Origin of the sequence: Bradyrhizobium sp. 170 (assembly GCF_023101085.1) — a bacterium.
Classification (GTDB): Bacteria; Pseudomonadota; Alphaproteobacteria; order Rhizobiales; family Xanthobacteraceae; genus Bradyrhizobium.
Genome location: NZ_CP064703.1, coordinates 7708004 through 7730716, shown reverse-complemented (window position 1 = coordinate 7730716; position 22713 = coordinate 7708004). Strand labels below are relative to the sequence as shown.

22 protein-coding genes are annotated in these 22713 nt (G+C 63.1%); 9 read left to right on the top strand and 13 right to left on the bottom strand.

What is annotated here, in order from left to right; genetic code table 11:
• The first annotated feature begins 26 nt into the window (after positions 1 to 26).
• From exbB to IVB05_RS36045, 3 genes are read left to right on the top strand one after another with little or no spacing between them, the layout of a single operon-like run.
• A complete protein-coding gene (exbB, locus tag IVB05_RS36055) occupies positions 27 to 788 on the top strand; it encodes a tonB-system energizer ExbB (RefSeq protein ID WP_247787257.1) in 762 nt (253 codons plus the stop codon).
• A gap of 16 nt (positions 789 to 804) precedes the next feature.
• Entirely contained in the window at positions 805 to 1245 is a 441-nt protein-coding gene (exbD, locus tag IVB05_RS36050) for a TonB system transport protein ExbD (protein WP_247780808.1), read from the top strand.
• 4 nt (positions 1246 to 1249) lie between these two features.
• Positions 1250 to 2080: a TonB family protein gene (locus IVB05_RS36045; protein ID WP_247780806.1), complete on the top strand. Its 831-nt coding sequence runs from the start codon at positions 1250 to 1252 to the stop codon at positions 2078 to 2080.
• Between the two features lie 105 nt (positions 2081 to 2185).
• Here IVB05_RS36045 and IVB05_RS36040 read toward each other — a convergent pair whose 3' ends face one another.
• The 4 genes from IVB05_RS36040 to IVB05_RS36025 form a co-directional block, all read right to left on the bottom strand.
• Positions 2186 to 3082, bottom strand: a complete 897-nt coding sequence (locus tag IVB05_RS36040; protein ID WP_247780804.1) for a carbohydrate ABC transporter permease — start codon at positions 3080 to 3082, stop codon at positions 2186 to 2188.
• Positions 3075 to 4031 (bottom strand): sugar ABC transporter permease, encoded by a 957-nt coding sequence (locus IVB05_RS36035; protein WP_247780802.1) that lies wholly within the window; start codon positions 4029 to 4031, stop codon positions 3075 to 3077. The genes IVB05_RS36040 and IVB05_RS36035 overlap by 8 nt, the downstream gene beginning before the upstream one ends.
• 130 nt (positions 4032 to 4161) lie before the next feature.
• The gene (locus IVB05_RS36030) at positions 4162 to 5508 is read right to left on the bottom strand and encodes an extracellular solute-binding protein (protein WP_247780800.1); all 1347 of its coding nucleotides are present in this window, start codon (positions 5506 to 5508) and stop codon (positions 4162 to 4164) included.
• A 72-nt stretch (positions 5509 to 5580) separates the two neighbouring features.
• Complete coding sequence (locus IVB05_RS36025) at positions 5581 to 6624, bottom strand: C-terminal binding protein (protein ID WP_247780798.1); 1044 nt, start codon at positions 6622 to 6624, stop codon at positions 5581 to 5583.
• A 251-nt stretch (positions 6625 to 6875) separates the two neighbouring features.
• Between IVB05_RS36025 and IVB05_RS36020 the strand changes: the two genes are divergently transcribed.
• Positions 6876 to 8561 carry a methyl-accepting chemotaxis protein gene (locus tag IVB05_RS36020; protein WP_247780797.1) on the top strand — a complete coding sequence of 562 codons (1686 nt, stop codon included), beginning with the start codon at positions 6876 to 6878 and terminating at the stop codon, positions 8559 to 8561.
• A 51-nt stretch (positions 8562 to 8612) separates the two neighbouring features.
• Here the strand turns inward: IVB05_RS36020 and IVB05_RS36015 are convergent, their stop codons facing one another.
• Positions 8613 to 10151 (bottom strand): ATP-binding protein, encoded by a 1539-nt coding sequence (locus IVB05_RS36015; RefSeq protein ID WP_247780795.1) that lies wholly within the window; start codon positions 10149 to 10151, stop codon positions 8613 to 8615.
• On the bottom strand, positions 10148 to 10867 hold the full coding sequence (locus IVB05_RS36010; RefSeq protein WP_247780794.1) for a response regulator: 720 nt from the start codon (positions 10865 to 10867) through the stop codon (positions 10148 to 10150). Before IVB05_RS36010 ends, IVB05_RS36015 begins: the two co-directional genes overlap by 4 nt.
• 1103 nt (positions 10868 to 11970) lie before the next feature.
• On the opposite strand from IVB05_RS36010, the gene IVB05_RS36005 reads away from it, so the two are divergent.
• Complete coding sequence (locus IVB05_RS36005) at positions 11971 to 13155, top strand: OpgC domain-containing protein (RefSeq protein WP_247780792.1); 1185 nt, start codon at positions 11971 to 11973, stop codon at positions 13153 to 13155.
• On the opposite strand, the gene IVB05_RS36000 is transcribed toward IVB05_RS36005, so the two are convergent.
• Both IVB05_RS36000 and IVB05_RS35995 read right to left on the bottom strand, forming a co-directional pair.
• A complete protein-coding gene (locus IVB05_RS36000; RefSeq protein ID WP_247787256.1) occupies positions 13127 to 14053 on the bottom strand; it encodes a tripartite tricarboxylate transporter substrate binding protein in 927 nt (308 codons plus the stop codon). The two genes, IVB05_RS36005 and IVB05_RS36000, sit on opposite strands and share 29 nt — an antisense overlap.
• Before the next feature lie 150 nt (positions 14054 to 14203).
• Positions 14204 to 15142: a DMT family transporter gene (locus IVB05_RS35995; RefSeq protein ID WP_247780791.1), complete on the bottom strand. Its 939-nt coding sequence runs from the start codon at positions 15140 to 15142 to the stop codon at positions 14204 to 14206.
• Positions 15143 to 15236: 94 nt separating this feature from the next.
• Between IVB05_RS35995 and IVB05_RS35990 the strand changes: the two genes are divergently transcribed.
• Positions 15237 to 15638: a DUF1330 domain-containing protein gene (locus IVB05_RS35990; protein ID WP_247780789.1), complete on the top strand. Its 402-nt coding sequence runs from the start codon at positions 15237 to 15239 to the stop codon at positions 15636 to 15638.
• 99 nt (positions 15639 to 15737) lie between these two features.
• On the opposite strand, the gene IVB05_RS35985 is transcribed toward IVB05_RS35990, so the two are convergent.
• From IVB05_RS35985 to IVB05_RS35975, 3 genes are all read right to left on the bottom strand, one after another.
• Entirely contained in the window at positions 15738 to 16745 is a 1008-nt protein-coding gene (locus tag IVB05_RS35985; RefSeq protein WP_247780787.1) for a tripartite tricarboxylate transporter substrate binding protein, read from the bottom strand.
• Between the two features lie 62 nt (positions 16746 to 16807).
• On the bottom strand, positions 16808 to 17716 hold the full coding sequence (locus IVB05_RS35980) for a VOC family protein (RefSeq protein ID WP_247780785.1): 909 nt from the start codon (positions 17714 to 17716) through the stop codon (positions 16808 to 16810).
• A gap of 56 nt (positions 17717 to 17772) precedes the next feature.
• Entirely contained in the window at positions 17773 to 18783 is a 1011-nt protein-coding gene (locus IVB05_RS35975) for a zinc-dependent alcohol dehydrogenase family protein (RefSeq protein ID WP_247780783.1), read from the bottom strand.
• Here IVB05_RS35975 and IVB05_RS35970 point away from each other — a divergent pair.
• From IVB05_RS35970 to IVB05_RS35960, 3 genes are read left to right on the top strand one after another with little or no spacing between them, the layout of a single operon-like run.
• Positions 18782 to 19063, top strand: coding sequence for a hypothetical protein (locus IVB05_RS35970; protein ID WP_247780781.1), 282 nt, complete (start codon positions 18782 to 18784; stop codon positions 19061 to 19063). The genes IVB05_RS35975 and IVB05_RS35970 overlap by 2 nt on opposite strands.
• Before the next feature lie 58 nt (positions 19064 to 19121).
• Positions 19122 to 19991, top strand: coding sequence for a fumarylacetoacetate hydrolase family protein (locus IVB05_RS35965; RefSeq protein WP_247780779.1), 870 nt, complete (start codon positions 19122 to 19124; stop codon positions 19989 to 19991).
• A complete protein-coding gene (locus IVB05_RS35960) occupies positions 19988 to 20569 on the top strand; it encodes an amino acid synthesis family protein (RefSeq protein WP_247780777.1) in 582 nt (193 codons plus the stop codon). The genes IVB05_RS35965 and IVB05_RS35960 overlap by 4 nt, the downstream gene beginning before the upstream one ends.
• 3 nt (positions 20570 to 20572) lie before the next feature.
• Here the strand turns inward: IVB05_RS35960 and IVB05_RS35955 are convergent, their stop codons facing one another.
• Positions 20573 to 21790, bottom strand: coding sequence for an alpha-hydroxy acid oxidase (locus tag IVB05_RS35955; protein WP_247780776.1), 1218 nt, complete (start codon positions 21788 to 21790; stop codon positions 20573 to 20575).
• Positions 21791 to 21828: 38 nt separating this feature from the next.
• The gene (locus IVB05_RS35950; protein WP_247780774.1) at positions 21829 to 22644 is read right to left on the bottom strand and encodes an MlaD family protein; all 816 of its coding nucleotides are present in this window, start codon (positions 22642 to 22644) and stop codon (positions 21829 to 21831) included.
• Between the last annotated feature and the right edge of the window lie 69 nt (positions 22645 to 22713).

The window sequence follows — 22713 nt, the reverse complement described above, 5'->3', positions numbered from 1 at the left end:
TCATGCAGCGAACAGTGCTTGACGTTATGATCCGTTGGTGTGGCGCGGCCGGCGTGGCCGCCTTCCCGAGTGCGGCGCTGGCCGCCACCGACGTTGCGCTGCTGCCGCGCAACCTGTCGCCCTGGAACATGTTCGTGAATGCGGACATCGTGGTGCAGGCGGTCATGGTCGGGCTCGCCTTTGCCTCGCTGGTGACGTGGACGATCTGGCTTGCCAAGACCATTGAAGTCCGCCGCAAGACGGCGACCGCCAGGCGGCGCCTGAGCCTCTTGGAAACCGATACGGTGCTGGCCAAGGCGGAGCAGGAAACCCGCGGCGGCAGCGATGCCGTGGCGCAGATCATCCAGTCCGCCGCGCGCGAGGCCTCTCTGTCCGGCGGCCATTTCGACGACGGCCTCAAGGAGCGGGTGGCGCTGCGGCTGGAACGGGTCGAGGCCGCGATGTCGCGGCAGATCGCGCGCGGCACTGGCGTGCTCGCGACCATCGGAGCCACCGCGCCGTTCGTCGGCCTGTTCGGGACGGTCTGGGGCATCATGAATTCGTTCATCGGCATTTCCGAAGCCCACACCACCAATCTCGCCGTCGTTGCTCCCGGCATCGCCGAGGCGTTGCTGGCGACCGCGCTAGGTCTCGTGGCGGCGATCCCGGCGGTCGTGATCTACAACCATCTCACCCGCACCATCGCGGCCCATCGCGCGCTGCTCGGCGACGCCTCGGCGATGGTGCTGCTCCTGATCAGCCGCGAAGGCGACCGCGGCTCGTTTCGCCTGGCGCGCGCCGCCGAGTAAAGACGGAGTGTGAGTGATGGGAGCGAAGCTCGGTCAGGCAATCGGCGGACGGTCGCGCGGCGGCGACGATCTTGTCGAGGCCCATGAGATCAACGTCACGCCGTTCATCGACGTGATGCTGGTGCTGCTGATCATCTTCATGGTCGCCGCCCCGCTCGCAACCGTCGATCTCGGTGTCAATCTTCCGGCGAGCGCCGTCGAGCCGTCGCCGCGGCCGGACAAGCCGGTGTTCGTCACGGTGAAACCGGATCTTTCAGTTGCCGTCGGCGAGGACGTGATCGCGCGCGATACGCTGACGGCCACCATCGACTCCGCCACCAAGGGCGACAAGAACGAACGCATCTATCTGCGCGCCGACAAGGCCGTCAGCTATGGCGACCTGATGGAGGTGATGAACCTGTTGCGCAACGCCGGCTATCTCAAGATCGCGCTGGTCGGCCTCGACGGCCGGAGCTAGCGCCGTGAACGCGTTCGCGCTGCATGATGTTTCCGACCAGGCGGGCGTCCGGCGCTGGGGTGCGTCGGCGTTTGCGATTGCTGCCGCGCATGCGGCGCTGATTGCGTTAGCGTTGAACTGGTACACGCAGCGGCCGGTGCCGGGCGTCACCTTGCCCGCGATCATGGTCGACATGGCGCCGGCTTCCTCTGCGCCGCAGCCGACGCAAATGGACCTCGCGCCGGGACCCGTCATGCAGCAGGCCGATGCTTCGCCACCGGAGCCCGCGGCTGCGGAAGCCGTGCAGGAACAGATCCCGCCGACGCCGCCGCAGGAGAAGCCGGAAGTCGTCGCCCCGCCGGAGCAGAAGACCGAGCCGACCCCGCCGAAGCCGGAGCCGGCCAAGGTCGAGCCTGAGAAAAAGCCGTCACCGGTGAAGCCGAAGGTAGTCCGCGCCGACGCGAAGAAGCCGACCGACGCGCCGCCTGCGCCGCGCACCACCGCCTCGCCCAAGGCCGAGCGGCAGGCGCCGGCCGCATCCGCCGCCAACGCCGGCGCATCGGCGGCCGCTCTTGCCTCTTACCGGCAGATGGTCGCCGCGCATCTGCAACGTTTCAAGCAATATCCGCCCGCCGCCAAGGCCGCGGGCCAGCAGGGCACTTCACGAGTCAGCTTCACGCTCAGCCGAAGCGGCGGGGTGGTTTCTGTCGGCCTCGGCGGCTCGTCAGGTCATTCGGCGCTGGATGCCGAGACGCTGGCGATGGTGCGCCGCGCCCAGCCGTTTCCCGCATTCCCTGCGGATGTGAAGCAGTCCTCGATGCCGTTCACCGCGCCGGTGGCGTTCTATATCCGTTAGAGCCTTTTCGGTTCTGATTGAATCAGAACCGAGCTCTAGCTTTTTGTTTTGACGCGTTTTCTTTACGCGAACCGGGATCCACTTCGCTCGAAAACGCTACGGACCCTATTCCTTCACCGCGCCCGTCAGCGACGACACGTAGTAATCCACGAACAGCGAATAAAACAGTGCGACCGGCAGCGAGCCGAGCAGCGAACCCGCCATCAGCGCCCCCCACTGGTAGACGTCGCCGGTGACGAGCTCGGTCAGGATCGCGACCGGCACCGTCTTGTTGGCGCCGCTCTGGATGAAGGCGAGCGCATAGATGAACTCGTTCCACGATAGCGTGAAGGAGAAGATGCCGGCCGAGATCAGGCCCGGTACGGCGAGCGGCAGCGTGATCCGCCGCAGGATCTGCAGCCGCGTCGCGCCATCGACCAGCGCGCATTCCTCCAGCTCATACGGGATCGACTTGAAATAGCCGATCAGGAGCCAGGTGCAGAACGGCACCAGGAAGGTCGGATACACCAGGATCAGCGCCATCGGCGAGTCGAACAGGCCAAACTGCACGATCACGGTGGCCAGCGGAATGAACAGGATCGACGGCGGCACCAAATAGGCGAGGTAGATACCGAGGCCCACGTAGGGGCTGCCGCGGAAGCGCAGGCGCTCGATCGCGTAGGCCGCAAGCGTCGACGCGAACAGCGACAGGAACGTGGAGCCGATCGCCACGAACATCGTGGTCTTCAGCCAGGTCGGATAGGCGGTGTTGAACAGCAAATGCTTGATATGGGCGAGCGTCGGCGAGGAGATCCAGAACGGATTATGCTCCTTGTAGTTCAGAAGCTCGGCGTTCGGCTTGAACGAGGTGATCGCCATCCAGTAGAACGGGAACAGCAGGATCAGCACGAAGCAGGACAGCGGCAGGTAGATCATCATCACCCGCCGCGCCCGCGAATCCCACGCCATGGTGTCCGGCGTGGCGCTGGCGACGTTGGTCGATTGAGCGGCTGCGTCAGTCATTGGCTTCTCCTTGCTGCCATTTGCGGCGCGCGAGGCCGAAGTAGCTGAACAATGTCGCGAACACCAGGAACGGGATCATCGACACCGCGATCGCCGCACCCTCGCCGAGCTCGCCGCCGGCGATGCCGCGCTGGAACGCGAGCGTCGCCAAGAGATGCGTGGAGTTGACCGGCCCGCCGCGGGTGATGGCGTAGACGAGCTGGAAGTCGGTAAAGGTGAAGATGATCGAGAACGTCATCACGATCGCGAGGATCGGCATCATCATCGGGAAGGTGATGTAACGGAAGCGCTGCCAGGCGCTGGCGCCGTCCAGCATCGCCGCCTCATAGAGCGATGGCGAAATGGTCTGCAGGCCCGCCAGCAACGAGATCGCGACGAAGGGAATGCCGCGCCAGATGTTGGCCACGATCAGCGAGAAGCGCGCCGGCCAGGGCGTGCCGAGGAAATCGATGTTGGTGGAGCGGATGTGCAGCACGTCGACCAAGAGATAGGAGATGATCGAGAACTGCGGATCGTAGATCCACCAGAACGCCAGCGCCGACAGCACCGTCGGCACGATCCACGGCAGCAGCACGATGGCGCGCAACAGGCTCTTGAGCGGGAAGTGGTTGTTGAGCAGCAGCGCCAGCCAGAAGCCGAGCGCGAATTTCCCGAAGGTCGCGACCGCGGTGTAGAATACGCTGTAGAACACCGCGCCCCACCACAAGGGATCGGTCCAGAGATACTGGAAATTCTCCAGGCCAACGAAGATGCCGCGTTGGCCGATGGTGGTGTCGGTGAAGGCGAGCCAGACGCCGAGGCCGAGCGGATAGGTGAGGAACACCGCGAGCAGCCCGATCGCCGGCGCGAGGCACATCACGATCAGGAACGGCTTGTAGTCGAACAGGCGTGCGATCCAGCCCGGTTGCCGGAGCGCGATCCCTCGAGAAGGTAGTGTGGTTACAGACATTGAATGCGTCCACCGTCGTCATTGCGAGGAGCGAAGCGACGAAGCAATCCATTTTTCCAGTGTGGCGCTATGGATTGCTTCGCTTCGCTCGCAATGACGGTTGATCCAGATTTGCGATTCAACGAGGCCGCTACCGGCCTTGCCGCCGGAAATACCGCTTCGCGCGCTGCTCCGCCTCCGCGGCCGCGGCTTCCGGGGTCGAGGCGCCGGTCGCGACCGCTGCACACATCTGGATCAGCACGTAATCGGCGCTGACCGCACCTGTCGCGGTCGAGATCGGTCCCTTGTAGCCATCGTAGTAGGTGCTCTTCATCGTGTCCTTGAAGATCGAGACCTTGGGATCGCCGGACCAGACCGCGGAGTCGGCATAGGCGACAAGCGGCTGGGACCAGTAGCCGGAGTTGGCGTTGAGCCACGGCTCGTATTGTTCCTTTTCAAGCATGAATTGCAGGAACGCCTTCGCGGCATTGGGATACTGGCTGTGCTTGAACAGCATGGCGTTGAGCGTCAGGCCCGCCATCGGCGAGACCTTGGCGAGGCCCTTCGGCAAGAGCTGATGCTCGCTGTCCTCGGCGATCGCCTTGGTGGCCGGATCGTTCTTCAGCGAGAAATACAGCGAGACGCCGTTGGCGGTCAGCGAGATTTCCTGCGAGGAGTAGGCGCGGTTGTTGCTGACGTCGTTCCACGACGGCGTGCCGGCAATAAAGGTCGGGTAAAGTTCCTTGACCCACTTCAGCGCGGCGATGGTCTCCTTGCTGTTGATGATGATGTTACCCTCTTCATCGAGCAGGGAAGCGTTGTGCGACCACAGCACCCAGTTGGCAAAGCCGTTGCCGTCGCCCTTGGCATTGCCCAGCGCGAAGCCGGCCGGCTTGCCGGCCTTCTGCAGCTTCTGGCACAGCTCCAGGATTCCGGCATGGTCTTCCGGAACCTTGTCGTAGCCGACCGATTTCAACACCGATTTGCGGTAGATCAGGGGGCCGGCGGTGGCTCCGAACGGCAATCCGATCCAGGCGTCGCTCTTGCTGCGCTTGCCGTAGGTCTGCGCCAGCGGCAGCCAGCCGCCGTAGCGCTTGCCGAGATAGTCGGCGACGTCGGTCAGTTCGACCAGCTTGTCGATATAAATGTGCGGCGCATCGGAGAAGCCGATGATCATATCGGGGCCGGCGCCGGAGTTCGAGGTCACCGCGGTCTGCTGGTTGATGTCTTCCCAGCCGACAAAGTCGACCTTGACCTCGATGCCGGTCTTGTCGCTGAAGGCTTTTGCGTTGGCGCGGAACACGTCCTCGTCGGCCTGCACGAAACGGACCGGGCGCAGCATGCGCAAGGACGCGCCTTTCTCGATCGCAAACTTGGGGGCCGGGACGTCGGCGGCCTTGATGGCGGATGCGGTTTGGGCAGACGCGCCGGTCGCGGCCAGCGCGGCGGCGGAAACGCCCAAAGCCAACGCATCGCGACGGGTGATGTCGTTCTTCATGCTTCTCTCCCTGTTCTGGTTCCCGGCGTTGAATCGCTGGTGAACCTGTCGTTCAAAACGCCTTTTGCCGCTCTAGCTGTTCGGGCCGCGATCCATGCTGACGGGCTGCCAGCGGCGGAGCGCGGTGTTTTGCAGCACCGACGGATTGACGCAGCTTACCGGCCACATCCCCTGCAGGACCAGTGACAATTCGTAGCCTACGCGGCGCTTGCGCGCCTCGTCAAAACGTGCCGACGCAGAGGCGACATGCGCGGTCAGGGTGACGTTTTCCATCGAAAGCATCGGGTTGTTGTGGGACGGCGGCTCCTTTTCCAGCACGTCCAGCGCGGCATGCGCGATCCAACCCTCCTGCAGCGCCTTGATCAGCGATTCCTCGTCCACCGTGGCGCCGCGGCCGGTATTGATGAAGACGGCGGATTTTTTCATCTGGCGGAAATGCTTCTCGGTGAGCATGTGATGCACCTCAGGCCGCGCCGGCGCATGCATCGAGACGAAATCCGACTGCGACAGCACCTCGTTCAGCGTCGAGGGGATCACGCCGTGGTCGTACATCAGCGTTTCCTGGATGAAGGGGTCGTAGGCCATCATGCGCAGTCCGAACGGGGCGGCGCGCTTGGCGACCGCGCGCGCCACCCGGCCGAACGAGATGAAGCCAAGCGTCTGGCCCATCAGCCGCGGGATCTTCAAAAGCGCCGGCCGGCCCTCCGACCAGCGGCCGGTGCGCACCATCTTGTCCTGCTCGACCAGCCGGCGGAACCCAGCGAGAAGCAGCATCATGGCATGGTCGGCGACCTCCTCGATGAAGGTGTCGGGGATGTTGGTGACGGGAATGCCGCGGGCGGTGGCGGCCTTGACGTCGACGGAGTCGACGCCAACGCTGCCGAGCGTGATCACCTTGCAGTTTTCGAGCGCGTCGATGACCGCCTTCGTGATCGGCATGCCCTTGGCGTAGATCGCATCCGCGGTCTTTGCGGCGGCGATGAATTCCGCCTCGTTGGCCGGCGCCTCGATGATTTCGGCCCCGATCGGGTCGAGCGCTTCCTTCTCATAGTCGTAGCCGCCGCCGGCCACCGTGAAGCTCGCGCCCTTCGGCGTCACCACCTTGAAATTCGGCATTTCCTGCTCCCGATTTTATTCTTCGGTGTTGGTTCAGGGCGGCGGGCGCCGCCCGATTCTTTTACGCAACTTCATCTTTTACGCGACCTGACCGCCCCCTGCTACAATCGCCGGTTGCTGCATCGATTGGAAGCGGTGTTTTCAGCCGGGTTTCCGCTGGTCTTCGTAACAAAGCGCTAAAGGGTCTCACGATATTGTGCGCCAAATCAATCGGCCAATCGCGCGCCACGCGCCTATTTCCGGAGATCCCCGTGAAGCTCACCAATCTCAAGATCACCCCCAAGCTCGGCATTCTGGTGGGTGTGACCCTGCTCGGCCTCTGCGTCGCCGGCTTGCTCGCGGGCTATCTGATGCAGCGTGAGATGCTGAATGCGCGGGTCGAGCAGACCAGGGCGATCGTCGACATGGCGCGCAACATGGCGCTCGGCCTGCAGAAGCAGGTTGCCGCGGGCCAGATGACCAAGGAAGCGGCGATTGCCGAGTTCAGCAAGCGCGGCAATACGCTGACCTTCGACAACGGCAACGGCTACGTGTTCGCCTACACGATGGATGGCGTCGCCGTGCTGGCGCCGGTTCCCTCTCAGATCGGCCAGAACCGCATGGACATCGACACGGGCGGCAGGAAGCTGGTGCGCGAACTGCGCGATGGTGTCGCGGCGAACGGCGAAATCATGTTGCGCTATGAATTCCGCAAGCCGGGACAAGACGACCTGATCCGCAAGTTTTCCTACGCTGTTCCGATCCCCGGCTGGAACATGTTCGTCGGCACCGGCGCCTATCTCGACGACCTCGACACCAAGATGAAGCCGATCGCGGCCGTGCTCGGCCTCGCCATTCTCGGTATCGCGCTGATTGCAGGCAGCATCGCCTGGATGATCGGTCGCAGTATTTCCAAGCCGCTCGTTCAGCTTGGCACCCGCATGCAGGACCTGGCCGAGGGCCGTCTGGACGGCGAAATTCCCGGCATCGGCCGCGGCGACGAAATCGGCGCGATGGCCAAGACCGTCCAGATTTTCCAGGACAATGCGGTGCGCATCCGCGGGCTTGAGCAGAAGGAAGCCGAGGTGCAGGCGCGCGCCGAGGCCGAACGGCGGGCGGCGATGGAAAGCATCGCCAGCGATTTCGAACGCAGCGTGACCGGCATCGTGCGCTCGGTGTCGACGGCGGCCGCCGGCATGCAGACCACCGCGCAGTCCATGACCACCACCGCCAGCGACGCCAGCGCGCGGGCTGCGACCGTCGGCGCGGCATCGCAGCGTTCGTCCGACAATGTCGGCACGGTGGCCTCCGCCGCCGAAGAGCTCTCCAGCTCGGTGACCGAGATTTCCCGTCAGGTAGCGCGCTCCAGCGAGATCGCCAGCAAGGCGGTCAGCGACGCCGAACGCACCAACGCCACCGTCGGCGCGCTCTCGACCGGCGCCGAGAAGATCGGTGAAGTCGTCAAGCTGATCCACTCGATCGCAGCTCAAACCAATTTGCTCGCGCTCAACGCCACCATCGAAGCGGCGCGCGCCGGCGATTCCGGCCGCGGCTTCGCGGTCGTGGCGTCGGAAGTGAAGGCGCTCGCCAACCAGACCGCGAAGGCGACCGAGGAAATCTCCTCCCAGGTCGCGGCCATGCAGGCTTCCACCAGCGAAGCCGTGGCCTCGATCGGCGGCATCACCGAAACCATCTCGCAGATGAGCGAGATCACGGTTTCGATCTCGACCGCCGTCGAGCAGCAGGGCGGCGCCACCCGCGAGATCGCCCGCAACATTCAGTCGGTGGCGGCCGGATCGAACGAGATCTCCACCCATATCGGCGGCGTCACCACCGCGGCGGCGGCGACCGGCAAGGCAGCCTCCGAGGTGCTGGCCAACGCCCGCGAACTCGACAACCAGTCCGGCGCGCTGCGCAGCGCGGTCGACGAATTCTTGGGCAAGGTGCGGGCAGCGTAGGGCGTGCACTCATCCCTGCGGCCTTTCGCGCATCGGCGGTCTGCTGGGTGATCAATATGATTTCGACGCGCGCTGCAAGATCGTGGCCACCGACGAAGGTTTTGCCGGCTCGAGAGCGTTGATGACGTCCTTCGCCCCTGCGACCGTGACCGGCCGGCTGATGGAAGGCGGCCCGCCATCCAGCGCTGGCAAGCTAATGGCCGCGTGTAGTCCCTTTTTCTGGTTGATCAAGGCGATATCTCCGCCGTGGTGGCGGACAATAGACCGGGCAATGGAAAGGCCGAGACCTACGCCTCCAGTTTCGCGGTTCCGCGAACTCTCCATCCGGAAAAACGGCGTAAAAACCTGCTCCTTGGCGGTATCGGGAATCCCGGGTCCATCGTCCGAAACGATGATTTCGATACTGTCTGCTCGTCGCTCCACGCTGACGCGCGCCCGCTCGCCATAACGAACGGCATTTTCGACGAGGTTACGGCATGCGCGGCGCAGTGCGTCCGGTCGGCAGCTGTAGCTGATCTTCTGTCCCTCGGAGAAAGAGACGTCATAACCGAGTTCGGCGAGATCGTCGCAGAGACTTTCCACGAGAGCTGAGAGGTCCACGGTCCGCGTGTTTTCTGCGGTTGCATCTTCGCGAGCGAATGCGAGGGTTGCCTCCGTCATCGTCTGGATCTCCGAAATTGTGGAGAGCATTTTCTCGCGAACGTCGTCGTCGGGCACGAATTCTGCGCGCAAACGGAGCGAGGTCAGGGGTGTACGCAGGTCATGGCCGATGGCGGCCAGCATTTTGGTGCGGTCGTCGACGAAACGGTGCAGGCGCGCTTGCATGCGATTGAATGCCTCGGCGGTGCGTCGGATATCGTCGGGGCCGGTTTCCGGCAGCGGTACGATCTCCTGACCACGGCCGAGGGCTTCGGCCGCCACGGCCAGGCGGCGCAACGGTTGCGCAATGCCTCGAGCGGCGAATACGGCAATGATCGACAACGACAACGCCGAAAGGCCGAGCGCAAGGGTGGATTTGGAGGTCCAGAAGCCGTCTTGCGCGGGTTTGGCAAATGCAGTGTTCAGCCATGCACCGTTCGCCAACCGGACGGCCAATCCCATGCCGGTGGCGTCATCGAGATAAAGAAATTTCGCTGGTCGAGACAGCGGCCAGGCTTCCGGCCTTAAATCGATCCATTGCGAGGAGGAGGCGCTGCCACTGCTGGCATTATTTCGGGCGAAATCCAGTCTCGCTTCGGCCGGCACGGTATGGCCGGGAAAGGACACGCGCGGCAATGGCTGAGCCAAACGCTCCCATGCCTCCTCTCGCCACGCGGAGGCATCCTTCAGACCGTTGGTCGATATCCAATATCTCGCCGTACTGGTGTTACTGGCGCTAAGGATATCGGTTTGAAGCGCCGGAGGCGTGGCCTCCAACACTCGGGCGAGCGAAGCGCACCGGCTGAGTATCTCGCCCTTGGCGGCCTTTCGAATCGTCTGCCCGTGCTCATCCCACGAAATGAAGAACACGATTGCTTGCGACAGCACGAGGGACAGCAGCGTGAAACAGATGAAACGGGCCGCAAGACTACGCTTCCATAAGTTCATCATGGTTGCTCGACCTGTGCGGCGAGGCTGTATCCACCGCCCCAGTGAGTCTTGATCAATGCTGGTACTTTCGGGTCAGCCTCGATCTTCTTCCGCAAGCGGCTGACTTGATTGTCAATGCTCCTGTCGAATGGATCGGCATCTCGGCCGACCGTCAGGTCAAGGAGCTGATTGCGGCTGAGTACCAGGCCCGGATGATCGAGAAATGCGCACAAGAGGCGGAACTCCGCAGTGCTGAGCGGCACTGCGACGCCGTCGTGTCCAACCAGCTCGCGCCGGCTGACCTCGAAGGTCCACCGATCGAAGCGCACGACCTTGGTCGCGAGCCGCCCCTTTTGCGGCGGCAGGCTTTGGACTCGTCGAAGCACCGCTTTGATACGGGCGAGAAGTTCGCGGGGATTGAATGGCTTGCTCACGTAGTCATCGGCACCTACTTCCAGGCCGACGATTCGATCGGTTTCCTCGGCCATCGCAGTCAACAGGATAACGGGAATATCCGTGGTGCTGCGCAGATGGCGGCAGAGAGACAGTCCGTCCTCGCCCGGCATCATGACGTCAAGAACCACCAGGTCCAGAGCACTTCGTTCGAGCAAACGGCGGAGTGCAACAGCGCTCTCCGCAAGGCTGATGCGGTAGCCATGCTGCATCAAGTATTTGCCGACCAGATCGCGAATATCGCGATGATCGTCCACTACGGCGATGTGAGGTGCCGAGTCCATCTAGTTTGCTCCGTCCCGGATCATACTGAAGTCCTGCACCCAACCCATCGGAAAAGTGTATCAGAATGTATCGGCCGCATATGATCGACCGAAATCAAATGCTTGTGGCTGGCTTCACTTACAGCGCCGCGGCATCGGATCGGGATCGCAGGATCCCGATGCCGATGCCGGCCGATCCGAGCAGGAACCGGCCTCATGTGCATGATTCCCCGATCTGGCTGAAACAATTTAGGCACAAGCTGTCGCAGAACATTGTCCCGGTGAGCCATCTTTGTCGCAAATTGTCGCAGACCCGTATGCCTGTTCAGGCTTGATGCAACTTAAGAAGCCGCATTGAGAGCAAGGTCATTCAAGAGCGGATGACGGGAGTGGCCATTACCGAGGCCGCAACTGTCGCGAACTATCCAATGCAGTATTCCTGAGACAGATCGCGACAATTCCCGGCAGCGGTCGGCAAAGTTCTGCGACATCCGGACTTCATCGTGCGAACGCTCAACGAAGCAGGAGCGTTACATGTACGATGCTATGCACGCCGTTTCGCACGGGGGCGCTCCGGAAATCTCGAAAGGCTCATCGGCCGAGGGCGATGACTACGCTACACCGAAGGGACTGTTTCTTCGCAGAGCCGCAGTGCGGATAAGCTGGCTGCTCGTTTTGGTGTTGCGGAATACCTCGACCTCGACCCCGCCCCTTGATTTGCTGCACAGTGGAGATCGTATGGCTGTTTCTCGCCTCGTAACGGAGGACGACGGTTTGACGTCCGAGCAGAATCCTAAGTTCGTTTGCAGAGTGCCCGCCGTTACTTCTTGCGGGCGATGTCTTCGTGTCACAGTCACGAAAGCTCATCCTCGGCCGATCAACCTGAGACTGCCGTCGCGCACAAACGCTCTTCTCCAAGAGCCGACTTGAGGAGAAATCGTCAAGCGCCGAAGGCGGGCGGCCGTAATTGCGTAGCTCAACGGATCAATTGCGAAGCCAGCGACGCTCAACGTTGGCGCGCAGATTTGTCTCAAGTGACAGCGCAAAAATAATCTTTGAAGGTGAACCAGCTCACACCAGAGCCTCCAGCGGCAGGTCCAGTTTGCCGGCTTGGGATAACCCAGATGCACGATCGAGTCACCATCCCCAAGCCAATCGTCGGCGAGCTTCCGGAGCTGAAAGGCCACGCCCGCGACCTGCGAATAGATGCCTGCCGAGGCATCGCGCTGTGGTGGATATTTCTTGATCATGTCCCTAACAACATCGGAAGCTGGCTGACGCTGCGGAACTACGGCTTCGGCGATGCCGCGGAAATATTCATGTTCGTCTCGGGCGTGACCTGCGCGCTGGCCTACGGCAAGGCATGGCGCTGCGAGGGCTGGACCGCAGTGATCCGCCGGACACTTCGGCGAAGCTGGGACATTTATGTCGCATTCCTGCTGCTCACGATCGCCTGCGCCATCCTGGTTCACCTCGCAGGCGGCGGCCGTCTTGCTGACGAAAGCAATACGCGCATTCTATTGGACCATCCCGGCGCGACGCTCGCGCACGCGGCGATACTCCAATACCGGCCGGTCAATACCGACGTGTTGCCGATCTTCGTGCTTCTTCATCTCTTGTTCGCGCCGTTGCTGTGGCTGCTGCTGCGGTGGCCGAACGTGACGCTTGGCGCGTCGCTGGCGCTTTATGCGCTGGTGCAGGTCTTCGGCTGGACCGTCCCGGCGGGGCCGAGCGGCCATTGGGCCTTCAATCCGCTGGCCTGGCAGCTGCTGGTCGTGCTTGGCGCGTGGTGGATGCTCGATGACAAGAGAGTCCGGCCGTTGGTCGCGTCACGCGCGGTGCTTGGACTTGCCGTCCTGTATCTGCTCTTCAGCCTGGTCATCGCATTGAGCTGGCGCATCAAACCGCTGGAAGCATTGATCCCGCAGGCGCTGGTGAAGCTGCACCCATTGGATAAATCGAATCTCCATCCATTGCGATTGCTGCATTTTTTGGCCATAGCGGCTTTGGCAGCATGGTTCCTGCCTCGCAATTGGCGAGGGCTGACGACGCCGGTGATGCTCGGCGCGATCTGCTGTGGCCAGAACTCGCTGCCAATCTACTGCCTCGGTGTTCTGCTGGCGTTCGCCGGCCACATGGCGCTGTCCAACATCTCGGACGGGCTTGCGATGCAGATAGCGGTGAGTCTCGTTGGCATCGCGGCGATGATTGCGACCGCGGCGCTGCTGAACTTGATCAGCATCAAATCCAGACAGCAACCCCACGCAGCGCCGTCTTACCCTACTGTTTCTCGATCCCTGCCGCCGTGATCAGCTTCTCCCATACCACGAGCTGCTCCTTCACGAACCCGTCGAACTCTTCCGGTGTACCGGAGAACGCCTCCATGCCGCGCTCGGCGAGCTGGCTCTTGATGTCGGGCCGTTCGACCACTTTGCGGATTTCCGCGTTCAGCCTGGTGACCACATCCTTCGGCATGTTGGCCGGGCCGAAATAGCCCTGCCATGAGGTGATGTCGAAACCCTTCACCGTGGCGTCCATGGTGGGCAGGTGCGGCAGCAGGGCCGAGGGCTTTTTGGTGGTGACCGCAAGCGCCTTCAGCGCCCTGGCGTTGACATGGGGCAGGCCGGTCGGGACATCGATGAACATCATCGAGACGCGGCCGGCGATCAGATCGGTCAGCGCCGGCGGCGAGCTCTTGTAGGGGACGTGAAGCAGATCGATCCCTGCGAGGCGGGCGAAGGTTGCGCCCGACACGATCGCCGACGAGCTGCCGCTGGCGTAGGAGTATTTGCCCGGCTCCTTCTTGGCCAGCGCGATCAGCTCGGCCACCGAATTTGCCGGAACGTCGGGATGGATCACCAGCATGAAGGGCAGGTCGCCGGTGCGGGCGATCGGCGTGAAATCCTTGACCGGATCGTAGGTCATGTTCTTCAGCAAATACGGATTGGCCGAATGCGACGTATTCGTCGTCACGAACAGCGTGTAGCCGTCGGGCGCGGAGCGGGCGACATGGCTCGCCGCAATCGAGCCGTTGGCGCCCGCCTTGTTCTCGATCACCATGCTGACGCCGAGCGCGACACCGACTTCTTTCCCGATCAGGCGCGTCGTGGTGTCGGTGCCGCTGCCGGCGGCGAACGGCAGCACCAGCGTGATGTTGCGGTTCGGGTAGGGCGCCTGCGCGGAAGCCGTGGCGGTCATCGCCAGCATCAGGGGAGCCACTGCGGCGACGTGCCGGTACCGTTTCCATAACGCGAACATATCGTTGTTTCCTCAGCTGTTTTTATAATGCATTGGCCGGCAAGCTAGCCTGCCGGGATCGAAAGGGGAAGCCGGTACGGCGTCACGCCGCAGACCAGCTCAAGCCTTCTTTGCCGAAGCCCGCCTGGAGGCGATCACGACGCCGGCCAGCACCAGCGCATAGCCCACCAGGTGGAATAACCGCAATTGCTCGCCGAGCAGCAGGATCGCCATCGCCGAGCCGAATACCGGCACCAGATGAAAGAACGGCGCGGCGCGGTTCGGCCCGATCAGCGCCAGCCCGCGGTTGAAGAACAGATAGGCCAGCGTCGAGGGAAAGATCACGGCATAGCCCAGCGTCGCCATCGAAATGAAGTCGAACTTCAGCGTGACGCCGGTCGAGAATTCCCAGATCGAGAACGGCACCAGCATCAGCGCGCCGCAACAGGTGGTGAATGAAATCAGCGACAGCGCGTGCGTCACCGGCCGGCGCGGGATCAGCGCCGAGTACAATCCGAACGACACCAGTGAACTTGCAAACATCAGGTCGCCGCGGTTGAAGCTGATGCTGGCGAGCGCGCTGAAATCGCCGCGCAGGATGATGGTCAGCACGCCGAAAAGCGAGATGGTGATGCCGGCGAGCTGCGCGCCGGTCAGGCGGACGCCGAACAGCGCCAGCGACCACAGCGCGACAAACAGCGGTCCCGCCGACTGGATCAAAAGCGCGTTCAGCGCCTCGGTATATTGCAGGGCCCAGTAGGAGATCGCGTTGTTGTAGGCGAATCCGACCAGCGACAGAAACAGCATCATCGGCAGATGCGCGCGCAGCACCGGCCAGTCCTGCTTCAGATGCGGCCAGGCAAAGGGCAGCAGGATCAGAAAGGTGCCGATCCAGCGGACGCAGGACAGCGTCAACGGCGGCACGTGGCCGGCGACATGGCGCGCCAGCACGATGTTGCCGGCCCAGAACAGCGAGGTCAGGGTCAACAGCAAATAGGGCTGGTTGTTCAGCCACCGGACCGGATCGAGGGCAGGCGGCGCTGGTGCGGGCTGGGTCATGGTCGCCGGCCCAGTAGGGCCGGATTTTCCGCCGCGCGACAAGTCCCGCGCATGCAATGCTACAATGTCCCAAGATTGTCGCGAGGTACCGTCGATGGCTGTGGACTTGCTGAACGTGAAGGGCCTGCAGGAGCTCGATCCATTGGCGCCGGTGGTAATGGTGAACCTGATGCGGTTTCGCGAGCGCTCGCTCGACGGCGATGGATCCGGATGGGACGCTTATCTGCGCTACAGCGCGCTCACTGTGCCGATGATCAAGGCCCGTGGCGGCACTCTGCTATGGACCGGCGACGCCAAGGCGGTCGCGCTGGGACTCGAAGCCGGCAACACCTGGGATTATCTGGCGCTGGTGTACTATCCGACCGTTGCCGCCTTTATCGACATGATGACGTCGGCGGACTACGAAAACCGCTGCGATCCGCACCGCACCAACGGCTGCGCCGAGCACGTGATCATCGCGACCAGGGAAGCCTACAGCAAGTTCAAGGTCCCGTAGCCCGGATGGAGCGCAGCGCAATCCGGGGCAGTCTTACCGCGGTCAAGCTTTCCCGGATTACGCTGCGCTCCATCCGGGCTACGGCACCTCGCAAGCCGCTCAGATGCGCGGAATGCCGGCGTCGTTGATCACTTTCGACCATTTGTCGGTTTCGGACGTTATCAGCGCGCGCATCTCCTCCGGCGTGCTGCTGCGGACTTCGCCGCCGGTTGCCGTCTCCAGCGCCGTTTTCGCCGCGGGGTCGGCAAGCATCGACTGGATCTCCGTATGCAGCCGTTTCACGATGTCCGGCGGCGTGCCTTTGGGGGCCACCAGCCCGGCCCAGGTCCGCACATCGAATCCCTTGACGCCGGCTTCCTGCGCGGAGGGCACATTCGGCAGCAGTTTTGTGCGTGCGGGCGAGGTGACCGCGAGGCCGCGAATCGCGCCGCTTTCGATCTGCCCGGCGAGCAGCACGGTGGTCCCGACGATCACGGGAACGTCTCCGGCGAGCAGGGACGTGACGGTCAGTGAGTCACCGCGATAGGGGACGTGCACCATCCTGGTGCCGGCGGTGATGTTCAACAACTCGCCGGCGAGGTGATGCGTGCTGCCGAAACCGACCGAGCCGTAGCTCAGGTCGTCGGGCTTGGCTTTCGCTATCGCAATCAGGTCCGCCAGTGTCTTCGCCTTATGGTCGGCGCGAACCGCGATCACCAGCGCGTAATACACCATCGTCGACAGCATCTCGAAACTGTCGGTGGGGCTATAGGCGAGCTGCTTGTAGAGCGCGCCCGAGATCGCATGCGCCCCCGTGACGAGGCCGATCGTGTAGCCATCCGGCGCGGCTTTGGCGACGGCGTCTGCCGCGAGATTGCCGCCGGCGCCCGGCTTGGCTTCCACCACCACCGGCTGACCCAGCCGCTTGGAAAGTCCGTCGGACACGATGCGCGCCATGGTGTCGGCGGCGCCGCCGGCCGCAAAGCCGTGCAGCAGCCGGATCGGCCGGTTGGGATAGGTTTGCGCGGTGGCGATCGAGGGCGCGAGGCACGCCAGACTTATCGCCGCGACTGCGATGTAACGCAGGGTATACAATCGTCCGCGAAGGACGTTCAACGATCGAGCCATCTTGTTTCATCCCCAGAGTTTTGTTTTTGACGTCAGTTTCGGCTGGTCGTGACGCGGCGCGATTACTTCACGCCGCGCATCGTCGGAGAAAATTCGCTGGCTTCCTTGGCCGGGCCGACGCCCCAGACGTCGCGCGGCAGTCCCACCCAGGTCTTCGGCCGCTGCGGACGATCGTGATGCCAGGGGCGAGGCTCGAAATAGCCGAGCTCTTCGTCGAGCATGAGGTCCATGCTGTAATAGAGCTCGATCAAATAGCCGTCTGGATTGTGGTGGTAGACCGCGACGTTGTGACCGGGTCCGTGCCGTACCGGTCCCCAGAGGATCTGGAATTTGTTGCGTCCGAGCAGATCGCAGGCCTGATGCATGTGCGAGGCGTCGCGCAATTCGAACGCCAGATGGTGGATGCGCGCCTCCGCACCGCGAGCAAAATTCATCGCGTGATGTTCGACGCCGCACCGCAGGAAAACGAAGTTCTCCTCAATGCGGTCGGAAACGCGGAAGCCGAGAACGTCGCCAAAGAATTTTGCGGTCCGTTCCGGGTCGGGCGTATAGAGCGCGACGTGACCGAGCTTGGCGACTGCCAGGCCGCGGATGGGTTCGACCGGCTTGCAGAAATCCCAGCTGGAGAACAATTCGATCTGAAGCCCGTCCGGATCGTTGAAGACCAGCGTCTTCGGTATTCCGGGCGCCGTGTCGCTCCTGATTTCCGATGTGATATGGAGGCTCGCCAGCGACTTTTGCAGGTCGGAGAGATCGAGCCCGGGAGCAACCTCGCAGGCAATGGCGGTCAAGCGCGAAGCCGAGCCGTGCTCGAGAACGAGCGTGAGTTCATCGGACTCCGTTCCGAGAATAACCCGGCGGTCGTCCCGCCCGATCACGGCGAGCCCGATGATGGATCGATAGTAATCGAGTTGCGCCTCGACGCTCCGGCTCGCAAAGCTGACGTGTCGCAGTCGCTTGACCTTGATCATCTCGTGGCCTCTTTAAATCAGGCAAACTCTCTGGCGGTGCGGGCGTCCAGCCCGTCTCAGTCCGGTGTCATCACGATCTTGCCGAATGCAGCACCCGAATCGAGCAGTTCATGCGCAGCGCGCACTTGCGAGAGCTTGAAGCGTTTGAAGATCGACGGGCGAATGGCGCCATCGGCGAGATAGCCGATCATCCTGCGCATGATGTCGCGCCGGCCTTCGCGGTCGTGATCATAGATGTGAAAGGAAAAGCAGCGGATTGCCGGGCAGATATCGAGATACTTCCGCATCTCGCCCATCAGGTTTTCCGTCGGCAGTCCGGCAAACGCATTGTAGGATATGACGGTGCCCCATTTGTCGAGCGCGCCGAGATAGGAATAGAATTCCGGGCCGCAGACATGATCGAGCACGAGGCTGACGCCGCGTCCGCCGGTCAGCGCGCGGGTGCGGACGACGACGTCCTCGTCGCGATAGAAGATGATCTCGTCCGCTCCCATCTTGCGCGCGAAGGCGGCCTTCTCCGGGGTGCTGACGGTCCCGATCACCTTCATCCCGGCGATTTTCGCTAGCTGCACCAGCGAGGTCCCGACTCCGCCGGCCGCACCGATGACGAGGGCGGAGTGGGGCGGCGTGCAGGAGCCGCAATTATTCAGCAGCGCCCAGGCGACCTGGTAGTTCGGCAGGCAAACGGCGTCCTCGAACGCGACGTTCTCGGGCAGCACGTGCACGGCATCCGCAGGCGCGGCGACATATTCGGCGTAGCAGCCACCACGCTGGGCAAGGTCGCGCGCGCTCAGCAGCACCCTCTGGCCGACCGAGACCCCGGTCACCTGCGCGCCGATGGCTTCGATCTGTCCGGCGACGTCGTTGCCGGGATTGGCCGGCAGTGGCGGCATCCATTTGTAGACGCCGCTGCGGATCAGTCTGTCCGGCTGGCCGACGCCGAAGGCCTTCGCACGGATCAGGACGTCCCGCTCGCCCAGGGCCGGCATCGGCACCTCGGTATAGTCGAGCGCCTCCGGGCCTCCCGGACGATGCACCAATACAGCCTTCATGAATACAGCCTTCATGAATACAGCCTTCATGCGAACGCAGCCCCCAATTTCAGTCGCGATTCAATTATTTTCGAAAATATTGCCTATTACGAAAGTTATTGCAACGGGATTCTGCTGGTCAGGGATGGCGTGCCTTTTGCTGCGAGGAAAAATGACCACGGCGGCGCTCAGGCTCGCGCCAGGCGCCGGGCGTCAGCTCCGCTATTGGCCTGCGGGCGGGTCGATGGCGGCCCATCCCAACAAAGAGTTCAACGAGGGCGCTCTGGTGACGAATTTCGGTTGCGCTCAGCAATAATTTCGAAAATAATATCTTTTAGCGAAATTCATTCGCCAACGAGAAGGATGTCTGTCGCATGCGGCTGCTCTCATTTCTGAACAATGGCCGGGAGACCTGGGGAGCGATCGCCGGTGACGGCGTGGTCGATCTCGGCAGCAAACTCCCTTACGCCACGCTGCAGGACTTCATCGGTAGCTCCGATTTCGAAAAGCGCGATGGCATCGTGGCCGGGCACAAGCCGGACCTGAAGCTGTCCGACGTCAAATACCTGCCGGTCATTCCGCGCCCCGAGAAAATCGTTTGCGCCGTACGCAACTATCTCGACCACCACCAGGAGGCGGTGGCCCACGGCATGCAGCGCGAGCTCACGGCCTTTCCGCCGATCTTCCTGCGGGTCTGGCGCTCCCAGGTCGGGCATGACGCGCCGGTGATCCGGCCGAAAGTGTCGACCCATCTGGATTGGGAGGGTGAGCTTGCGGTGATCATCGGCAAGCCCGGCCGCCATATTTCCGAGGCCGATGCCATGGGCCATGTCGCCGGCTATTCGATCTACAACGACGTCAGCGTGCGGGACTATCAGCGGCACGCCCAGCAGATCGCGGCGGGGAAGAATTTCGTCGGCACGGGACCGTTCGGGCCCTGGATGGTGACGACGGACGAACTGCCCGATCCGACGAAACTCAAGCTCGAGACCCGCATCAACGGCAACACGGTTCAGAAATCGGACACCTCGTTCCTGATCTTCTCGATTCCGCGGCTGATCAACTACGCCTCCGAGATCTTCGACCTGATGCCGGGCGACGTCATTGCAACAGGCACCCCGGCTGGCGTCGGTTTTACGCGCAAGCCGCCGATGTTCCTCGTACCGGGCGATGTCGTCGAGGTCGAAGTGGAGAAGATCGGCGTGCTGCGTAATCCCGTCGTCGATGAGAGCGCGCAGTCGTGACGGCTTACGATATCCGCAAGACGCAGCTCTCGATCGAGGAAATCTGGCACGAGCGCGGGCCGCGCCGGGCGCAGCCGCTGTTGATCGGCACCGCGCTCGCCGTCATCAACAATCCCCATGCCGGCCGCTATGAGCCGGACCTGATGCCGTTTCAGGCCGGCTTGCGCGATCTCGGCCGGCAACTGGCCCGGACGCTGTGCGAGCGGCTGGGCGGCAAGGACGCCATCGAAGCCTATGGCAAGGGCGCGATCGTCGGCGGCGACGGCGAACTCGAACACGGCGCGGTCTGGCACGAGGCCGGTGGTGCGGCGATCCGCGAAGTGATCGCGCAGGCCAGGGCGATCGTGCCTGCGGCCAAGACGATCGGCGCGGTGGGCACCCGGTTGATGGTGCCGCTCGGCCATATCGAGGCGGCCTATGTCCGCAGCCATTTCGGCACCGCCGAGATGACGATCTGGGACGCGCCGCGGCGCGACGAGATCGTGTTCGGGCTTGTCATGGCGACCGGCGGCCGGACGCACGCGCGCATCGGCGGGCTCTCGGTCGACGCGATTTCAGTGCATGACGGTCAACGGTAGCCTTTAGAACTTTCGCACCAGGTCCGGCGTGATCTCGCTGAGTTTGCGGATGCCCAATAGCGCGAGATCGCGGTCGATCTCGGCCTTCAGCAGCGAGATCGCGCGCTGCACGCCGGCTTCGCCGCCGGCGATCGCGGCATAGAGGAACGGACGGCCGATCCAGACGAAATGCGCACCGAGCGCGAGCGCCTTGATCACGTCGGTGCCGCGGCGGATGCCGCCGTCGACCATGATTGTCATGCCCTTCGCTTCGGCCGCGATCTCCGGCAGCGTGCGCAGGCCCGACATCGTGTAGTCGAGCTGGCGGCCGCCATGGTTGGACAGCATCACGCCGTCGACGCCGCACTCGCGCGCCCTGCGCGCATCCGCAGGCGAGACCAGTCCCTTGACGACGAGCTTGCCTTTCCACTTCTTGCGGATCAGTTCGACATGCTTCCAGGCGAGCTGGTCGCGGGCGCCGATATTGCGCATCAGGTTTTTCGCCAGCACCGGCGGGCCGCGTTTGGCATCCATGTTCTCGAAATGCGGCATGCCGAAATTCATCAGCGTGCGCGCCCAGGTGCCGAACAGCCAGTGCGGATGCGTGACCGTGTCCCAGAACACGCGCGGCGTGATCGCGAGCGGCACCTGAAAGCCGTTGCGGATGTTGTTCTCGCGGTTCGGCGGCACCGGCACGTCGGCGGTGACGACGAAGGTATCGTAGCCGGCCGCCGCCACGCGATCGACCAGCGGTTCGATCCGCTCCGGCAGGCCGGCGAGATAGGCCTGATACCACGCCGCCTGGTTGGCGGCGCGCACATCCTCCAGCGTGATCAGCGACGAGGCGCTGAGAATCATCGGCACGTTCTCGGACCTGGCGGCCTTCGTCAGCACGATATCGCCGCGATAGGCTGATAGCGCCGAGGAGCCCATCGGCGGAATGCCGAACGGGGAGGCATAGGTCTTGCCGAACAGCGTGGTGGTCTGGTCGCGGCCGGAGACGTCGTTGAGCACGCGCGGCACAAAACCGTATTCGTCGAAAGCCTTGCGGTTGTCGCGCATCGCAGCGTCGGTCTCGGCGCCGCCGGAGATGTAGCCGTAGAGGAATTTTGGAATCCGGCGCCGCGCCACCGGCTCGAAATCGTCGAGCACGAGATATTTTTGCAAAGCTCGTGGTACCGCGCTTTCGGTGCGGGTCACGGTCGTGGGCGGCGCGGTCACTGCGGCGGATTTGTCGAGCACGTCGAGCGTTCCATTTTTTTGGTTGTGCGAAAGGCAGGTTAGCGCCGGGGAGGCGGCCCGCCAAATTTCTGGCCCGCCTTGTTGACGGATGCGCTGACGTCACCGAGCATTTTTCGCGTCTCGGCGATCAACTGCCCGGATTTCTTGTCGAAACTTTCGATCAGCTCGCGCATCGAGATCACGGTCGGCAGCAATTCGCCGCCATATTTGTCGCTGGCGAGGCTGCCGAAGAAGTCCTTGGTCTTGGTCAGCGCTCCGTCGACGGCGTCGACGCCGCTTTCGGCGGTCGCGATGATGCTGGTAATCCTCGCGCCATTGCCGGACAGCGAGGCCGTGAACGTCTCGAAATTCCGCAGCGTGTCCTTGATTGCCACTTCGTTGTCGGCGATCACCCTGTCGACGTTGCGTAGCGCCACGCGGATCTTTTCCTGGGTGTTGAGCGTGCCTTCCGGATCGGCGGTCAGCTCGGGAATGCCGTCCGCGCCCCTTGGCGGCGGCGGCGCCTCGTCCGATCCGCCGGTGAACGAGATCGCCGCAATGCCGGTCAGCCCCTGAAATTCGAGGCCGACCTGGGTGTCGCTCTTCACCGGCGTGTTGCCGTCGATCATGGTCAGCGCCACGACGCGGCGCGGATGATCGAGCTTGAGCGACACCACTTCGCCAACCCGGATGCCGGCGAAATTCACGCTGCCACCCTTGCGCAGGCCGGACGCCGAGCCTTCGAAGACCACGCGGAACGGCACCTTCTGCTTGGCGCTGACGAACTTCTGGTAGCCGAGAAACCCGCCCAGCGATCCCCCGATCAGGGCCAGGACGAGCGTGCCGATCATCAGATTGCTGGCGCGAACCTTCATCGAATGCCCTTAAACGAAGCGGGTCCAAGAAGTAGCGGATTTGCCGGGCCAAGTCACCGCGGTCCCTTT

Excerpts from the sequence above, each read along its gene's own strand:
- exbB (WP_247787257.1), top strand. The coding sequence starts at position 27 with ATGATCCGTTGGTGTGGCGCGGCCGGCGTGGCCGCCTTCCCGAGTGCG.
- exbD (WP_247780808.1), top strand. The coding sequence starts at position 805 with ATGGGAGCGAAGCTCGGTCAGGCAATCGGCGGACGGTCGCGCGGCGGC.
- IVB05_RS36040 (WP_247780804.1), bottom strand. The coding sequence starts at position 3,082 with ATGACTGACGCAGCCGCTCAATCGACCAACGTCGCCAGCGCCACGCCG.
- IVB05_RS36035 (WP_247780802.1), bottom strand. The coding sequence starts at position 4,031 with ATGTCTGTAACCACACTACCTTCTCGAGGGATCGCGCTCCGGCAACCG.
- IVB05_RS36030 (WP_247780800.1), bottom strand. The coding sequence starts at position 5,508 with ATGAAGAACGACATCACCCGTCGCGATGCGTTGGCTTTGGGCGTTTCC.
- IVB05_RS36025 (WP_247780798.1), bottom strand. The coding sequence starts at position 6,624 with ATGCCGAATTTCAAGGTGGTGACGCCGAAGGGCGCGAGCTTCACGGTG.
- IVB05_RS36015 (WP_247780795.1), bottom strand. The coding sequence starts at position 10,151 with ATGATGAACTTATGGAAGCGTAGTCTTGCGGCCCGTTTCATCTGTTTC.
- IVB05_RS36010 (WP_247780794.1), bottom strand. The coding sequence starts at position 10,867 with ATGGACTCGGCACCTCACATCGCCGTAGTGGACGATCATCGCGATATT.
- IVB05_RS36005 (WP_247780792.1), top strand. The coding sequence starts at position 11,971 with ATGCACGATCGAGTCACCATCCCCAAGCCAATCGTCGGCGAGCTTCCG.
- IVB05_RS36000 (WP_247787256.1), bottom strand. The coding sequence starts at position 14,053 with ATGCTGGCGATGACCGCCACGGCTTCCGCGCAGGCGCCCTACCCGAAC.
- IVB05_RS35995 (WP_247780791.1), bottom strand. The coding sequence starts at position 15,142 with ATGACCCAGCCCGCACCAGCGCCGCCTGCCCTCGATCCGGTCCGGTGG.
- IVB05_RS35990 (WP_247780789.1), top strand. The coding sequence starts at position 15,237 with ATGGCTGTGGACTTGCTGAACGTGAAGGGCCTGCAGGAGCTCGATCCA.
- IVB05_RS35985 (WP_247780787.1), bottom strand. The coding sequence starts at position 16,745 with ATGGCTCGATCGTTGAACGTCCTTCGCGGACGATTGTATACCCTGCGT.
- IVB05_RS35980 (WP_247780785.1), bottom strand. The coding sequence starts at position 17,716 with ATGATCAAGGTCAAGCGACTGCGACACGTCAGCTTTGCGAGCCGGAGC.
- IVB05_RS35970 (WP_247780781.1), top strand. The coding sequence starts at position 18,782 with ATGAATACAGCCTTCATGCGAACGCAGCCCCCAATTTCAGTCGCGATT.
- IVB05_RS35975 (WP_247780783.1), bottom strand. The coding sequence starts at position 18,783 with ATGAAGGCTGTATTCATGAAGGCTGTATTGGTGCATCGTCCGGGAGGC.
- IVB05_RS35965 (WP_247780779.1), top strand. The coding sequence starts at position 19,122 with ATGCGGCTGCTCTCATTTCTGAACAATGGCCGGGAGACCTGGGGAGCG.
- IVB05_RS35950 (WP_247780774.1), bottom strand. The coding sequence starts at position 22,644 with ATGAAGGTTCGCGCCAGCAATCTGATGATCGGCACGCTCGTCCTGGCC.